General features: G+C 40.3%; 9 protein-coding genes. 2 read left to right on the top strand and 7 right to left on the bottom strand.

Annotated features, from left to right (window positions below; genetic code table 11):
* Positions 1–33 precede the first annotated feature (33 nt).
* Complete coding sequence (locus BZG01_RS11820) at positions 34–2406, top strand: ABC transporter permease (RefSeq protein WP_101310047.1); 2373 nt, start codon at positions 34–36, stop codon at positions 2404–2406.
* A gap of 15 nt (positions 2407–2421) precedes the next feature.
* Positions 2422–4806: an ABC transporter permease gene (locus BZG01_RS11815; RefSeq protein WP_101310046.1), complete on the top strand. Its 2385-nt coding sequence runs from the start codon at positions 2422–2424 to the stop codon at positions 4804–4806.
* Positions 4807–4993: 187 nt separating this feature from the next.
* Here BZG01_RS11815 and BZG01_RS11810 read toward each other — a convergent pair whose 3' ends face one another.
* The 7 genes from BZG01_RS11810 to BZG01_RS11785 all read right to left on the bottom strand — a co-directional run bounded on the left by BZG01_RS11810 (position 4994) and on the right by BZG01_RS11785 (position 16999).
* Positions 4994–5566 (bottom strand): GNAT family N-acetyltransferase, encoded by a 573-nt coding sequence (locus BZG01_RS11810; RefSeq protein WP_101310045.1) that lies wholly within the window; start codon positions 5564–5566, stop codon positions 4994–4996.
* A 402-nt stretch (positions 5567–5968) separates the two neighbouring features.
* Complete coding sequence (locus BZG01_RS11805) at positions 5969–6640, bottom strand: inorganic pyrophosphatase (protein WP_101310044.1); 672 nt, start codon at positions 6638–6640, stop codon at positions 5969–5971.
* A 412-nt stretch (positions 6641–7052) separates the two neighbouring features.
* Entirely contained in the window at positions 7053–8771 is a 1719-nt protein-coding gene (locus BZG01_RS11800; RefSeq protein ID WP_101310043.1) for a RagB/SusD family nutrient uptake outer membrane protein, read from the bottom strand.
* Positions 8772–8855: 84 nt separating this feature from the next.
* Positions 8856–8978, bottom strand: coding sequence for a hypothetical protein (locus BZG01_RS21990; protein WP_281256429.1), 123 nt, complete (start codon positions 8976–8978; stop codon positions 8856–8858).
* 27 nt (positions 8979–9005) lie between these two features.
* Positions 9006–11825: a SusC/RagA family TonB-linked outer membrane protein gene (locus BZG01_RS11795; protein ID WP_101310042.1), complete on the bottom strand. Its 2820-nt coding sequence runs from the start codon at positions 11823–11825 to the stop codon at positions 9006–9008.
* 37 nt (positions 11826–11862) lie between these two features.
* Complete coding sequence (locus tag BZG01_RS11790) at positions 11863–13830, bottom strand: RagB/SusD family nutrient uptake outer membrane protein (protein WP_101310041.1); 1968 nt, start codon at positions 13828–13830, stop codon at positions 11863–11865.
* Between the two features lie 22 nt (positions 13831–13852).
* Entirely contained in the window at positions 13853–16999 is a 3147-nt protein-coding gene (locus BZG01_RS11785; RefSeq protein WP_101310040.1) for a SusC/RagA family TonB-linked outer membrane protein, read from the bottom strand.
* Between the last annotated feature and the right edge of the window lie 283 nt (positions 17000–17282).

Raw genomic sequence — 17282 nt, 5'->3', positions numbered from 1 at the left:
ACAATTAACGATTACTAATGAATAATTAATACAATGAATTTTTACAACATCAAATTATCTTTAAAGAGCTTACTAAAAAACAGAGTGGTAAGTGCAATTAATATTGGTGGACTTGCACTTGGAATAAGTATTAGTTTATTGATTTTTGCTTTCGTAGACAAGGAAGAATCAATGGATAAACATATTGCTAAGTCTGACAATATATTTGTTCTGGAAAATGATCAAGATTCATATGTCTCTTCCAAAATGGTTGAATTGATACGCATGAATATTCCTGAAATAAAGCACATTACATATGCTCAAAATGAATGGTCTCCACAAGTATTTGTTGAATACAACAATAAAAAAATAAAAATAAAGCATTTAATTGTTACAGATTCAGCTTTTTTTCGGGTTCTCCCAATGAAAGCTTTATATGGAAATCCTTCAACAGCATTAACAACATCAAACAAAATTGTACTCACTGAAACGCTCTCAAAAAAGATTTTTGGAAATGAAAATCCTATTGGTAAAACAATTACGTATAATGCAACCAATTTGCAAAATGAATTAATTGTTGTAGGCGCTGTAATTAAAGATTTATCTCACAACAGTTCTTTTAAATTTGATGCCGTTTTATCAGAAGATACAAATAACAAAATTGATTGGTATGTTGGAAATAAAAATAGCTGGGGCACTCAAAACTATATCTCTTATTTTAGAATACCAACTAATGGCAATATAAACTTGATTAATCAGAAACTTAAAAATATTCCATTAACAGATGTTGAAGAAGATTTTAAAAGCAACATTAAACTTAGTTCTCTCCCATTACAAGATTCTTATTTCGAAGCTCCAGACATCGAAATACAGAGGCATGGAAATCATCTTACAATTGTAATTATACGAATCACTGGCATCCTAATCCTACTTTTGGCCTGTATTAACTACATTAATTTAGTGTCAACTCAAAAAATAAAAAGATTACGCAATATCGGAATCTTAAAAGTTCTGGGAAGTAAAAGGAGGAAAATCATTCAATTGATTAGTACTGAATCTGGTTTAGTTCTATTAATTACATCTGCTCTGGTTATCACATTGCTTTATTTCTTAACAGAAGGTTTAAATCATCTTACTCAATCTCTGTTTACCCTTGCTGAAATTCTTTCAGGATGGAATCTCGTTGTGTTCATCCTAATATTAATTGTTACACTGCTAATTACAGGAATCATACCTGGCATTATTCTAAGTAGTAATGAAACGACTCAACTACTTAAAAATAAAATCTCCATAAATCATAAAAATTATCTTCGCAATATTTTATTGGTTTTTCAATTTACAATTTCCATTATATTACTAACAAGTATTCTTTTCATTAAGAAGCAGAATAATTTCCTTATCAGCAAAGACCCTGGGTTTAAAAGAGAAAATATTATTTATACAACAACAAATGAAGAAATTTCAAACTTGGGAGATGCATTTCAAAATGAAATGAAAAAAATAGCAGGCGTAGAAGACATCACCTTCTCATCCTCAGTAATTGGGTATAATGAATCTAATTGGGGACGTGACTTACTAAATAAGACGGAACAATATAATATATGGTTTTCTAATTTTTATGTTTCTCCTAACTTTTTCAAGTTTTTCGGAATTGAATTGGTTCGAGGAAAACAATTTAATGAATATTCGCCAAAAGCAGGAGATTGGATTTTTAATCAAACCGCAATTAAAAAGTTCAGAATTGAACAATTGGAAGATGTTAAACTTTTGAATTGGAATGGAACAAAACAAGAACCTATTATTGCAGAGGTTAAAGATTTTAATTTCGAATCTATGCACGTTCCCATAAGATCTGTTGGTTTCAGATGCAGAAATAATGTGGATGAAGTAGCCTATTTTAAACTAATAACAACCAATGGAGCAACTTTTAAGCAATGTTTATCCGCTATTCAAAAAAAGTGGACTAAGCTCTCTCCTAAGTTCCCTTTAGAAATTAAGTTTATGAATAGCTCATGGGAGGCATTATATACAAAAGAAAAACAGTTTCAGAAAATACTAAATTATGCTGCTGCAATTTCTATTTTACTTTCTTGTTTAGGTCTGATTAGTTTAACTTTTTTTATAGTTGAGACCCAAACCAAAGAAATTGGATTGAGGAAAGTAAATGGAGCCAAACCTTATGAAATTGTGCAGATGCTAAACAAAGGATTTGCAAAATGGGTGGCCATTGCCTTTGTAATTGCCTGCCCCATTGCCTGGTATGCCATGCATAAATGGCTCGAAAACTTTGCTTATAAAACAGAACTTAGCTGGTGGATTTTTGCCTTGGCAGGACTCATTGCTTTGGGAATTGCACTGCTTACTGTTTCTTTTCAATCGTGGCGGGCAGCTACGAGGAATCCGGTGGAGAGTTTGAGGTATGAATAAATCTAAAACAAAAATATGCTTTGGTATCATTTAAAATTATCGGTTTTACGATTACTTAAGAACAGAGCCTTTTCTGTGACCAATATTCTTGGTCTCAGTTTTGGCATCGCTTCCTTCTTTGTCCTGTTCATTCATGTGCAAAACGAACGCAGCTACGACAGGCATATTACGGATTATCAGGATATCTACAGAGTAGCATCAACCCCTTCGCATGTAGAAGATCCTTGGGCCAGAAGTTTAGGATTTGTTAAGGAAGCCTCAGCAAACTTTCCGGAAGTAGAATACACAGCACAATTTTCACATTGTCAGTCGGGAACCATTAAAGTAAACGAACAAAGTGTATCGCAAAAAGACATTTTATCGGTCGACACCAATTTCATGAACTTATTCGGAATTGAAAGTTTGGTTGGCAATTTGTCTGATATTACAAAACCCAATGTTGCCTTCATTTCTGAACGATTTGCTGAAAAACATTTTAAAGACAAAAACCCAATTGGTGAATACATTGATGTTGAGGGCTTGCAATACAGAAGAGATCTTGGGAAATATGAAATTGTTGGTATCGTTAAAAACACACCCATCAAAACTCATTTTAACTGCGAGATCCTGATTTCTCAAAAAGGTTCGCTCGATGCAACCTATGCCTCCTTATCCGAAAGAAAAACTCAATGGGTTTACAACTATCTAAAATTAAAAAAAGGAGTTTCACCTTCGCTTGTTGAAGAGAAACTCCTGAACAAATTTAATAATTCGAGCTTAAGACAAACCCGCGGCCCCAAAGACTATGAATTCAGTCTCACAAAACTTTCCGACATTCACTTAAAATCCAATTTCAGATTTGAATTAAAAGAGAGCAATACAAAAATCAATATCAATTTATTCACTGCAGTTGCCATTATTATTCTGCTGGTATCCTTAATCAACTTTGTTAGTTTAATCACAGTTAACCTTTTTAAAAGATCAAAAGAATTTGGATTAAAAACATCCGTTGGTGCTCACAAAAAACATTTGCTCACACAAGTTCTTATTGAAGTACTTCTGCTTTGTTCGTTGTCAATTGTAATGGCTCTGATTTTAATTGAGGCGCTTACACCTTACATTAATAACTTCTATGAAATTCAATTCGATATTTTCTATTCCGAACCAATCATTTATCTGGCAGCATTAACTGTTCTGATATTCAGTGGAATTCTAAGCATCCTTTTTGTGCGCTTTTTTATTTTAAAAAACAATTCAACCAGCGATATCATTAAAGGTCATACATCTTTAACCGGCAGGCGTATTTTACAACCATTAATGATCTTTCAAATCCTGATTGTAATTGTGCTCATTTCATCTGCTGTTTTGGTCAACAAACAAATTTCCTACCTGCTGAATAAACCGCTTGGCTTTACAAAAGACAATGTTATTGTCCTCAACATGAAAGATTTTTCGAAAGACCCCAATGTGTTTGCCAATGAATTAAGAAAAAACCCTTCCATCGAATCAATTGGATTTACAATGCAGCATTTTGGATATCCCACACAAACCTTATCGCTTGATGGTTTTGGAATTGAAGGAACCGCTGAAATGTCGATGGCTAATTATGATTTTTTGAAAACCATGAAGATTCCATTTGTTCACAGCTACATCAACACTTCATTGGATACCATTGAAGGAATGGTTATCAACAAGCATTTGTTTAACAGATTGATGGAAAAACACAAAACTCTTGAGGAACTGAATTTATTTCGATCCGGAATACCTTTAGAGGCCGATCAGAGAAGAGTTGATATTATTGGCGTTGCAGAAGATTTTAATTACAGTTCTGCACACAATCAAATTGGCGACTACGTTTTTCTTATCGACGAATCCCGAAACAGGGCAAGGTTTATGCATGTTCGCATGTCACCCGGGAATATAAGAAGCGCCATGACAAGCATTCAGGAAGAATGGCAAAAACATTACCCCAACCAAAAAATGGACTACTTTTTTATGGATGATAAAATTGCACAGCAATACAAATCGGAAAACATCCTGAGACGGATATTGATGAGTTTCTCTGTTCTTGGAATCATCATCGGCATACTCGGAATTAGTGCTCTCTCCTATTTTACCTCCGAACAACGCACCAAAGAAATAGGTATCCGTAAAGCAAATGGTGCGAAAACTCACGAAATAATTACAATGCTAAACAAAGGATTTGCAAAATGGGTAGCCATCGCCTTTGTGTTGGCCTGCCCAATTGCCTGGTATGCCATGAACAAATGGCTCGAAAACTTTGCCTACAAAACCGAACTTAGCTGGTGGATTTTTGCCTTGGCAGGACTCATTGCTTTGGGAATTGCCCAATTTACCGTTTCCATTCAATCGTGGCGGGCAGCTACGAGGAATCCGGTTGAGAGTTTACGATACGAATAAATCTAATAATCTGTTCACGAAAACCGTAGGGACATGCCATGGCGTGTCCTTTTTCGAAAAAACCAATTACCAAAAAACACCCCAACCCCCTAAAGGGGCTTTAAAAATCCTCTGCCTAAAGCCAGAGGTAAAGCATTAATTTTCAGATGATGCGAACTCATCAGCTGTCCCCTGTATTTGGCAATCACTATTTATTTTTCAGTTTATACCAGGTAATATCATCTCCCTGAAACTTAAATTTATCTTCCAGCTGAAAGCCTAGCTTGTTCAGCACCCGTTGCGATTTCAGATTGCCAAGCAAAGTCATGCTGTAAATTTCGGGAATTTTAAGCTCGGTAAAAGCATAGTTAACAGCCGCTTTTGTTGCTTCGGTAATATATCCTTTGCCCCAATACTTGCGCAGCAGTCGAAATTTCAGATTGTAAAAATCACTGTGCCCGTTCTGGTTTTCCTTTTCAAATTTAAAGCCGGTCCAGCCAATAAAATTCCCCGATTCCTTTTCAACAATTGCCCAACGGCCAATGCCAATTCTTTTATACTGATCCCGAATCGATTCAATCATCTTTTTACTCTCGTTGATATTCCGAATGGGTTTTCGTCCTAAAAATTTATAAACCTCAGCATCCGAATCCATCTTGAACATGCTTTCGGCATCGGCCGGCAGTATTTCCCGTAGATACAATCTTTCTGTTTCACACAATATTTTCATTCTTACCTCTCCTTTGTTCGTTAAAATCTCAATCTTTTTAATCTCGCACATATCTGCCAATTGTGCAAGTTTTTACACAAATAGATTCTTATTTAGACCAAAATATAATATTCAGATACGTTTCAATTAACATTTCGTACTCAACCTAATGCACAAAGTTCACGGAGTTCCACAGAGATTCCTATTTAGAGCTTTAAATTCAAAAAATAAACCATTTACCAAATCATGAATTTTGAGACAAAATTTTTCTTTCCTTCCTCTGTTTACCTCTGTAGTTCCTTTTTCAAACACTCACAAAACACAAAGAGTCTAAATAAATATCAGCCACCTCATTATTATATTCACCATAAACTAAACACAAAAAAAACGACAGTTCTTTCGAACCATCGCTTCATATCGTTTTATAATTTGTAATTAATTCCCGATAGCCCGGTATCGTAATTATGAATTGATTTAAACGTGTTTTAGAATATCTTCCAAATTCTCAAATTTGGTTTTGTAATCGTTCATCGAACGAATAATTACCTCTTTGGCCTCATCAACACCATAAATATGTGTAATTTCGGCTTCGCTGTCCAAACCCGGCATATCCTTGTAAGTCAAAAAATAATGTTTCAAACGGCCCACAACCACATCCGAACAATCCGAAATATCAGTATAAGCACCATAAGTAGCATCATTCATCAAAACAGCAATAATCTTATCATCAGCCTCATTTCCGTCAATCATTCGAAAACCACCAATCGGACGAACCTCTGCAATAATATCACCGTGCGATATCACTTTTTCGGTCAGCACACAAATATCCAAAGGATCCGAATCACCCTGAACATTTTCCTTACCCGATTTTTCGCTGCAATATTCCCCTACCGATTTACCACAATATGTCTGAGGTAAAAATCCGTACAAAGCAGGAACAACATTCGAATATTTCTGAGGACGGTCAATCTTCAGGTAACCACTCGTTTTGTCTACTTCATATTTAACCGTATCCGTCGGAACCATTTCAATAAATGCCATCACCGAATCCGGCGCATTGTCTCCAACATCCAGCCCATGCCAAGGATGAGACTTGTAACGCAATCCCATTAATCTTGCGATAGGATCATTCAATTTGTTTCCCATAGTAAGTATTTCTTTTTAAGCTTCGTTTTTTAGCACAACGACTCTATTATCTAGGTAAAACAAATGTAAGAAAACAATATAAAAAACAACCTAATCGTCTTTTTCTTTTCCGTTAAATCTGATAATTGAGTGATTTCCGCCATGTAAATGTGGGGCTTACCTCCTTTCGGTCGGCCGGGCTTTTCGCTCCAAGTCCTCGCCATCCCACCCACCGGCCAAACCTTTACTGCGGGCTTTCCGCTGCATTCCTGGCCTTTTAAACTCAAACTGAGAACCTCACTATAAGTGAGACCCTCAGTCCAAATATTATTAATTCGTAAATATTTAGTTATACAAAAAAAAAAATCGAAAAAAAGCTAAAAAAGGGTGCAACATAAGATGGCACCCCTTTGGATAAAATTTTATATGGAACTTACCAGCCTGGATTTTGATCCAGATTAGAGTTCTTGCTGCGTTCCGATTGTGGAATCGGGAAGAAATACATCTTTTCGTCCCACACGCGGCTAACAACATTACGAATATAAGAAATGGAGCCATCGTTATTTTTGGTGAGCTTCATTTCGGTTAGGCTACTCAACTTTTCGCCCTCCTTCCAACGGCGCAAGTCGTAGAATCGATGTCCTTCGAAAGCCAATTCGACCATACGTTCGTTTTGGTATTTCTTCCAAAAATCGTTGTTAGACAAGCCTGTAGAGAATTCGGGCATCTGCACATCAGTACGCTTGCGTATATAGTTGACCGCTTCAATGGCTGACATTGGGAACTCAGCTGACGTAGCATCGGCTGAACCAAGATATTTAAAAACAGCCTCGGCATAGTTGAGATAAAACTCGCCCAAACGGTAAGTAATCCAAGTATGCTTAGCAGAAGTGTTGGTACTTGTTGAACGCAAGTCGATAGATGGAATCAGATACTTCTTAAGGTAGTAGCCAGTAGGTGTTGCACCCGAAGCCGGCTCTCCATTGGAACCACCGTAGTAGGTCTGAATGGCTTCGGTGTTGTAAGCAGGCCATTTAGTGTCGCCATTTTTTACAATGGTCATGCCAAAGCGAGGGTCTCGGTTCTCGTAAGGATTTTCGGAATCGTAGCCACTGCCGTCTTCGTCCCAAGCCTTACCTGTTGTCTGCATTTCGTAGGCGTCTACAAGGTTTTGAGATGGACAGTTTCCACTTGCACCACCGTCGATACCGATAGGATAGTTATACTTCTCTAATACATTGGAATTGACATCTGACTTACCGTAATAGCGGCGCATGAAAATCATTTCCGGCTGTGACCAGTTTTCCGAAGTCCAAAGGTCAGAATAATTGACGAGCGAAAATCCATTGGCCAGACACGAGTCGATTACGGCCTTGTTGGCCAAGGCTGCCTGATGCCAAAGTTCGGTATCGTTGTTGGTATTGAACAACGGACTTGCTGCATAAAGTGCAGTGCGTGCCTTAAGAGCCAAAACGGCGTATTTGGAAGCGCGGCCCGATTCTGCCGGGCTAATGCCAAAAAGACCAAGTTGAGTGTAATCGCCCGGAATGGAGTCGACGATGGCATCACATTCGTTCATGATTGCACTGAATACGTCGAGTGCTGGTGTGCGCGTCAAACTATTAACATTATCGGTTGTAACCATTTCTGTAAAATATGGAACAGCACCATACTGACGTACAAGATTGAAGTAAAAGTAAGCTCTCAGGAAACGCACTTCGTAAAACGAATTTTTATAGCGAAACATTTGAGCATTGTAATCGTCGTTGAGCCTCAGATCATCGAAAGTTAATCCCTGGAACTCGTCCATGTATTGGTTGCAGCACTGAATGGCTTCATAGCTTGCGCTCCACGTGTTCGACAATGCATTCGACGCTCTCCACGAACCGTTGGTAAAGTCGCAGATAGAATTAGAAGAGTAGGCATATTCAGCCTCATCGCTGGCCGAGGCCAGCATACCACCTGAATATATCTGTCCGAAGTCGTAGTCGAGCTTAAAGTAGATGTTAGTCACAAGACCTATAACGCTTTCGTACGATTCGGCAACATAATCCTTGTCATAGTTAGAATACTCGTGATAGTCCATATTCTCCTCGCAAGACGCCAGGGCGCACATGCAGGCTATTCCTCCTATTATATTCTTAAATTTCATATGATTATAATTTTAAGTTTTTGTCATATGGAACTTACCATATAATCATCTCCCTGTGTGTAGAAAGCTTTATACATGGACGTTTCATATGATTATAATTTTAAGTTTTTGCCATATAGCCTGTCCCGAACTTGTTTCGGGAGAACTTACCATGCTGAGATAATCATCTCCCTGTGTGTCAAAATCGATTTGGCATGGACGTTTCATATTTAAATTCATTAAACAGGTTCACAATTAAAAGTCAATAGACACTCCGGCAATATAGCTCTTGATAAGCGGATAGCCGGCACCTGATCTTTCCGGATCGGCAGTTTTGATTTTGTCGAAACAGACCAGATCGACACCACGAACATAAAATTTTGCATTCTTGATGAACTTGGTCTTCTGAATTAAGCTCTGTGGCAGGTTATAATAAACTTCAACCGAACGAAGTTTTAGAAACGATCGGTCTTCGAGCCAAATTGTGTTGGTTTGAAAGTTGTTATTGTTGTTTTGTGAAGTCAAACGCGGATATTTGGCACTTTCAGATTCTGAAGTCCAACGCTTGTCGTAGTACTCCTGTGAAATAGTCGTGTTGTTGATCAACGGCCAATAAACGCTGGAGGTGTTTAGGAGCGCCGAATAACGGCCAGTACCCTGGAACACAGCATCGAAGCCTAAACCTTTCCATTCGGCTCCGAGATTGAACGAGTAATAAATCTCAGGAGCTGTTGTGCTGTAACCGATCGCAGTTTTATCGTTAGTGTCAATTTGTCCGTCACCGTTCACATCTTTATATTTGATGTCGCCAGGCTTAATATCGCCGAAGAGTTGTTCAGGACTGTTGTCTATGTCACTCTGGTCTTTGAAAAATCCGAGGGCAACAAGGCCATATGTCTGCTTTAGAGGCTTGTTGGTGGTAACAAGGTTTTCATACAAACGAAGTTCCTCATACTGTTCCTTAATCTTATTCTTAGCCAAAGTGAAGTTTGCGCCAAGCTTGACTGTTACATCGCCAAAGGTTTTGTTATATTTGGTTCCAAGCTCAATACCCCAGCTGTTGACAATACCACCGTTTTCGTAAGGAGCGGTAAAACCAAGCACCGAAGAGTATTTGCCGTCAGAATCGATCCAGATATCGGCACGGTGTTCAAAATATGTGTCTAAGTTTAAATCGAGTCCGTCAAACATTCTGGCATCAATACCGAAGTTGTATTTAAAAGCCTTTTCGTGCGTAGAATTAAGCGAAGCTAATTGTCCAAGCGACCAGCTGCTTGTTCCTACCGAATAATTCGTGTCGAACGGGTAGTATCCGCCGCCGCCGTACGTCTGTTCCCAATAGTTGGTGCCTGGTATTTCATCGGAATTGATGATACCAAATGATGCGCGAACCTTCAAAAGATCGATCCACGAAAGATTTTTCATGAAGTCTTCCTTCGATAGCAGCCATGCGGCAGAAATGGTAGGTGACAAAGCCCACTTGTGGTCGGAAGCCAATTGGTTAGAAGCGGAAGCTACCAAAGTAAAGGCGGCGAAATATTTGTCTTTCAAACCGTAGTGTGCATAAAGCGAAGCGTTTTGAGTATACCAAGTCTGGTTGACGCCTTTGATGTTTCGATATTCATAATCCCATTTCAACTGTGCATAGAGTTTCTGGTTATCGCTGATAGCCTTGTCGTAGTAAGCAGTAGCTGCAAAATTAAACACACGTGTAAACGAAGTAATTTTAGCAGCACTGCCCATAGAGCTTTCGACACCGCCGCTGTAATTAGAGATGCTTGCCGGCTTGTTGTCGAGCCATTCAGTTACAGTTTGGCTTCCATAGCCGAAAGTCTTGGTATGGTCTTCGCTGTAAGTAGCCGAATTGTCGTAGGCAAACATAGCACTTGCCCCCAAACCTTCGGTAATAGCCGAAAGGTCTTGCGATAAGGTCATATCGGCAAAGAGGCTGCGGCTGTGATACTTGGAGTAGGCTGCATCTTGCGAAACGGCTGCTGGATTCATAGTTCCAGCCCAAATCGTGTTTCCGCCCCAAGTGCCGTCTTCGAGCTGAACGGGGAAGGCTGCAGCCGGAAGTGCATATATTGACGACCACAAGTTGCCGGCTCCAGGAGTCTTCGACTCTGATAGTATGCCCAGTACGTCAAGTTTCATCTTGGTGGTCTCTGTCAAATCGACATCCATGTTGGTTCGCAAGTTCGCTTTCGAGTACTTGTCTTGCGTGGAATAACCACTGTTCATGTCGTGGTTTTCGATAAAACCACTGTTGCCTGTCAATTTTGCCAGTGCATAGTAACGAAAACGTTTTGTACCACCACTGAAGCTGACATTGTAGTTATTAGTGTAACCTAAGTCTCGGAAGGTTTCGTCAATCCAATCAACATCTGGATAAAGGTATGGATATTCGCCGGATTCCAGTGCATCGAGTTCGTTTTGCGAATATCTGACCGAATATCCGTCATTTTTCAATGCTTCGTTCATAGCCTTTGCATAAGTAAAGCTGTTTACAAATTCAGGGCGGCGCACCTGCATGTCAAGTGCATGGTCGAAAGAAACGTTAACTTTAGTGGTTTCGTATTCGCCGCGTTTGGTCGATATGTTGATAACGCCGTTGATACCTTTGTAGCCATAAATGGCTGTTGCAGCGGCATCCTTAAGGATGGTCACCGTTTCAACCTCTTCCGGCGAAATGCCGGAGATATCGCGTTCAATACCGTCAACAAGTACAAGTGGAGTGTTGTCGGACGAAGTCTGCAGCCCACGCACATACATTGTTGGTTCGCTGCCGGCATAGCGTCCGGAGTTTTGCAGAACAGTGAGACCCAATCCATGGCCAAACAACGAGTTGGCAATGTTCTTGGCACTGCGCTTATCAAACTCTTTACTACTAACAGCAGCAGTCGATGAAGTAGACTCTTCAAAGCTCTGCGTCTTGTGATAACCAATATGAACGGCTTCGCCAATAAATTTTTTCGGTTTTGCTGAAATGCTATCTCTAAGCTCCTGTCCCTGCGCATAAGTGTACAGACAAAGCCCGGATATGAAAGACAAAGCAATTATTTTATATCTCTTCATAATCATTCAAATTTCTATTAATTGATAATTTAGAATGTTACCATCCCGGATTTTGAACCAACCCGTAGTTCTTGTTCACTTCGGTAAGTGGGAAAGGCGACAAATACCATTTCGGATCAAAGCCGTTGATCCACCAATAACGAGTTGGGTTCGACAATTCGAATTTTTCATAATCATACTTGGAAGGAAAATCGCCAATTTGACCCGCACCGTACCATTGCGTTTCAACACGCTTGCCATCGTCGTCGAGACGATACATGCGAAGACCATGGAGTTGCTTTGCAAAAACATCACCTTTCTTGTAGCGCACAAGGTCGAAGAATCGAGCATCCTCCATTCCAAGTTCGCAGGCGCGTTCGCGCAATATCTCTTCAATAAGTGCATCCTTATCGGAAGTCAGGTTTTTATTGGGATTACATTCTACAAGGCCTTTAAGGCCTACACGTGCACGAACATTGTCTACCTGTTCTATAGCTTTGGTGAAATTGCCTGTTTGGCAAAGAGCCTCAGCATACATTAAATATACATCGGATAGACGAATAGCGGGCCACATGGTGTATTTACGCAGCATATCGTTGCCCATAAGGAACTTGATTGGCGCATAGCCTGTTGCAAACGAACCTGTTTGGTTTGTGGGGCCGCTGCCAGCGTTAGTACTGCCTACCCACGATTCAAAGCTTTGACCAGACATGTTGGCGCTGGTCCAGTCGAGAGAAACGGGCTGTCCATTAACAATAACCTCTTCGTACAAACGAGGATCACGTGTCAAAGTGAGATCGTTGCCTTTAACGCTTCCGGTGCAGAACATTTCATCAAGCTTGCCTTTGGCTTCTGTTTTATCCCATTCGAACGGCGTGCCGTCTGCCCATGGAAACATCTCAACATACTCTTGCGTTGGGCTGTACCCCCGGTGAATGCTTCCTAGAGCATCGCCCCAAGTGTGCCAACTGTAATAGCCCGATTTGTAGGCATCGTATGCAAACTGTCGTGTGCTCAACAATACTTCAGGGCTGGTTTGAAGGGCATAGCCCGAACGGTATGCCAAACGGTAGTCTTCAATGCGGGTACCACTAGCCGTAACAAGATAGTAAGTACCGTTGGCATTTAGCTTAGAAAAGAAATCTTCGCAAGCCTTCAGATACTCTTGCCACAAATCAGCTCGGTATGAGCCGTACCAAATAGCGTTGTTGTCGGCAGCACCAGGATAGTACGGCTCATCGTCGTTAAAGATTGGCGATGCTGCAAACTGCAGAATACGGCATTTCATTGCCATGGCAGCAGCCTTAGTCCATCGACCTGCATCGGTGTTGGGGTTTTCGAGATTCCATGGCAGCACTTCGGCTGCTTCGTCAAGTAATCCTACCATAAAATCCACTGTCTCCTCAACGCTGCCACGAGGTATCTTGTAGCTAACGTCGGTTCCATTGAAAGATTTTTCTATAATAGGGATACCACCATAATGGCGGAAAGTATCGAAGTAGCGCGAAGCTATGATACACTTAGCCTGAGCTGTGTACGAAACAGCGTCTTCGGCACTCAAACCGGGCACTGTGTTAACATTTTCGATGAGTAACCAAGAGTAGCGCACTGCTTCCCAAACACGGTTCAAAAGATAGCTCCACTTATCGGAACGAATGCCGTAGTTGGAGGTGTGCGTTCCCAGATAATAATTGCTTACAATACCACCAGACAGATATGTAAATGCATAGCAATCGGTAAGCGCATCAACTTTACCTACATATATATTTGACGATTCGCACGGATAAGCATCACCCGATGTGTTACGATATGGCAAACCATAGTACTGCATCGAATATAATGTTGTAAGGAACTGCTTTGTATACTCGGCACTAGCAAAAACCGTATCGCTTGTAACCGTACCTCCCGGAGCCTTTTCGAGGAAATCATCACCGAAATTGGTTTCGTCCACGCAGGATGTAACCAGCATGGAGAAAAAAGCCATCCCCGCAAGGGCTGTAAATATACATTTATTGTATTTATTCATTATTATAATTATTTTAAGTTAATTAGAAACCGAGTTTCAGATTCAACGAGAATGTTCTTGTAAGTGGATATGTTGGCGAATTACTTGCCTTCGATTCCGGGTCACCCCAGATGTATGGCGAGAAAGTAAGCAAATTGTATCCACTTAATGATAATTGGAAAGTGTTGAGTTTTATGCGGTTCATGAATGGCAGATGGAAATTATATGCAATCTGCATATTCTTAAGCCGCAGATATTTTGCATCTTTCTCCCAAAGATCGGATTCCACATAGTTATTTGTATCGCCATTGTCGAATGTTGCACGTGGATATTCGGCATTTGGATCAGGATTTTCCTCTGTCCAAGTATTTTCTACCTGATAAACAAGCAAACCGCCCTGGTTGGCATTGTTACGATCAGTAAATGGCTTGCGGAATACACTCGAAATGGTACGGGTAACATTCCATGCACCAGTCCATTGCATAGAAAAATCGAAGTCTTTCCAAGTAAGTCCGAGGTTAATACCAGCCAAATATTCAGGATCGTCGGTATAACCAAGATCGCGTGTTTTATCGTTGCTGTCGATATAGCCATTGTGGTCGAGGTCCACATAGACACAATCTCCGTTCTTAAGTGTGGTAAGCTGTTCAGGCATAGTCTCGCCGTAGCGATCCAAATAGCGGGCTTCGGTATTCATTTCGTCATAATACTCCATAAAATGGTATTGCAGACGCGAACCAATACGGTGATCTTTGTTGTATTGGAATTCGTTGTTAAGCGGAGCTTCTTTGCGTTCGATAACCTTGTTCTGGTTGTACATTAAATTAACGCCAACTGAATAGCGGAAATCTTCATCAATTTTCTGATCCCATTTCAATGAAGCTTCCCAACCCCAGCTGTCGACTTTACCAAGATTAGCCATTGGTACTTTAAAACCAAGTACAGAAGGAGCAGTTCCATCTATCAAAAGGATATCTTTACGCTTTTCGGTGTAGTAGTCATAGGTAAGTCTCAACTTGTCGTTGAGAAATTTAATGTCAATGCCATAGTTGGTCTTTACCGACTTTTCCCAGGTCAGATCGGCATTATTCTTCGACATTTCGAATGTACCCATACTCTTTGTAGCATTTTCGATACCGAAAAAGTAGCTGTAACCGCCACGGTTTGTATCGGTATTGTTATTAACCGAATATGGGTCGGCAGTGTACATGAATCGACTGCCTCCAATTTGATCGTTACCAACAATACCTATGGTATAGCGAAATTTCAGGAAGCTAACAACAGGTTTAACAGGTTTCCAAAAACGTTCTTCGCTTATCAACCATCCTACCGAACCAGCAGGGAATGTACCGAAACGTTTGCCGGGGGCAAAATTTTCGGATCCATTATAACCGATGTTAAACTCAGCCATATAGCGGCTTTTATAATCATAAGTGATTCGGCCAACCAAACCGACATATCCTTGAGGCACATCAGCGTATGTTCTTGGATAATACTTTTTCGACTGATTGTAAAGAGCCAACGCTGTTACATGGTGCTTTTCGCTGAAAGTGTGGTCGTAGTTGACGGCCGTTTCCATATACCAGTTACGCGAATATCCTGGTTTTATATCCTCATATTTCAACTGAGTATCCGAACCGCTCTTTTTATAAGCGATAGAACCGTCGGACTGAATTACAGGAGTATAAGCAGCCACACCTGATGACGCACGAACATAGGAAGTGAAACCACCATTGTATGATCCCTTAACGCGGAAGCTCAAATTCTCTGTAATAAAATCCAGCTTCTGAACCAACTGAACATCGGTTGTCAACGTGTTGTTACAGGTTTTCATAAAGCCGTTTCCATAATATGCCATACCGTTGCCACCAGTAAACGGTAGACTGACATCGGTGTAGTTGGTTGAAGTTCTCACCAACTTGCCATCAACCAAACCCGGGCTTGAAAATGGAGTTGCATAATACATTTCGAGCAACATACCTGCACTACCCACACCAGTGTATGGTTTAGAGGCGTTGTTAACATTACCAGCCAAACTAAGCGACAAAGTAGTCGTTTTGGTAACATCCAAATCGAGGTTGGTTCGGTAATTAAATCGTTTGTACTGATAAGACAAGTCGTATGGCAAATCAAACTCTTTGAATAAACCGCCCTGTGAATAGAAGCCGGCCGACACGAAATAGCGAGCCCTATCGGTACCACCGGAAATATTGATATTGCTTTGCGTCTGAAAAGCATGGTTGCGCAGGCCGTAGCCAACCCAATCAGTATCAGGAAACCGAATAGGATCCGAATGATCCTTGAACTTCTGAATAACAGAGGGTTGAAACATAAGTTCCGCCTCATTATATTCGGGGTGATCGTTCAACTGCATCTGGTTGTAAAATGTGGCATACTGATAAGAGTTTGCCAACTTTATTGTTTTGGTTGGAGCAATAACACTCATCGAAGTGCTGACCGAAATTTTTGCCTTGCCTGCTGAACCACGCTTGGTTGTAATGAGCACAACGCCGTTGGCACCCCGCACACCGAATACTGCTGTAGCCGAAGCATCTTTTAGAATGCTGATGCTTTCAATCTCGTTAGGGTCTATGTCGTTAAAATCGCGTTCGACACCGTCAACCTGAATAAGTGGAGAGGAATTTGTCCATGTGGCCTGACCACGAATGAAGATGTTGGCAGCATCGCTCCCTGGCTCCCCCGAATACTGAACGGTGGTAAGACCGTTGAGCTGACCCGATAGCATGTTGGACACCGAACCTATTGGTGATTTCATCAGGTCGGTTCCTTTGATACTCGAAATAGCGCCTGTAACGGTCACCTTTTTTTGTGAGCCATAGGCAATGACCTGAACTTCGCTGAGCTCGGCAGAATTATCTTCCAGCTTAAACACAATGTAGTTACGGCCCTGAATGGCTTGAGTTGCCGTTTTGTAACCAATGAACGACACCGTTAAAGTCGTATTTGGATCGACTGTGAGTTCATAATTACCATCAATGTTGGCTACAGTACCTTCAGTTGTGCCAACGATTACGACCGTAGCTCCAGTTAATGGTTGCCCGGATGCATCAAGAACCTTGCCTTTCACTTTTATTGGAGCATTTTGAGCAAACGTTGATGCACCACCCAGAACATAAATAGTCATTAAGACGACACATACAGATACTTTCCATAGTTTAGAAATTTGCATTTGAAATTCTTTTTGTTTAATACATATAAATCACTTCTGTTTTTCAATATCTCAACAAACGAATTTGAATTCAAAACTTCATTTGTTAATCTATGTTAAAAGTGAGACGAAAAGAACTTCTGAAAAATGGAATTTTATACTAAAACATGGAATACCATACAGTCACTTGGAAATATCTTCACAAATTAGAATGCAAATCACTACATAACAACATTTTATGCAAAAGCAACATCTCTATTGATATCGTTTGCAAATAATACAATAATCATTATTTATGTAATAA

It is taken from the genome of Labilibaculum manganireducens, assembly GCF_002843385.1.
GTDB lineage: Bacteria > Bacteroidota > Bacteroidia > Bacteroidales > Marinifilaceae > Labilibaculum > Labilibaculum manganireducens.
Note: the sequence above shows the minus strand (reverse complement) of the source record. Positions and strands in the feature narration are given on the sequence as shown.

Coding starts and splice junctions, on each gene's coding strand:
- BZG01_RS11820 (WP_101310047.1), top strand. CDS start 34: ATGAATTTTTACAACATCAAATTATCTTTAAAGAGCTTACTAAAAAAC.
- BZG01_RS11815 (WP_101310046.1), top strand. CDS start 2,422: ATGCTTTGGTATCATTTAAAATTATCGGTTTTACGATTACTTAAGAAC.
- BZG01_RS11810 (WP_101310045.1), bottom strand. CDS start 5,566: ATGTGCGAGATTAAAAAGATTGAGATTTTAACGAACAAAGGAGAGGTA.
- BZG01_RS11805 (WP_101310044.1), bottom strand. CDS start 6,640: ATGGGAAACAAATTGAATGATCCTATCGCAAGATTAATGGGATTGCGT.
- BZG01_RS11800 (WP_101310043.1), bottom strand. CDS start 8,771: ATGAAATTTAAGAATATAATAGGAGGAATAGCCTGCATGTGCGCCCTG.
- BZG01_RS21990 (WP_281256429.1), bottom strand. CDS start 8,978: ATGAAACGTCCATGCCAAATCGATTTTGACACACAGGGAGATGATTAT.
- BZG01_RS11795 (WP_101310042.1), bottom strand. CDS start 11,825: ATGAAGAGATATAAAATAATTGCTTTGTCTTTCATATCCGGGCTTTGT.
- BZG01_RS11790 (WP_101310041.1), bottom strand. CDS start 13,830: ATGAATAAATACAATAAATGTATATTTACAGCCCTTGCGGGGATGGCT.
- BZG01_RS11785 (WP_101310040.1), bottom strand. CDS start 16,999: ATGCAAATTTCTAAACTATGGAAAGTATCTGTATGTGTCGTCTTAATG.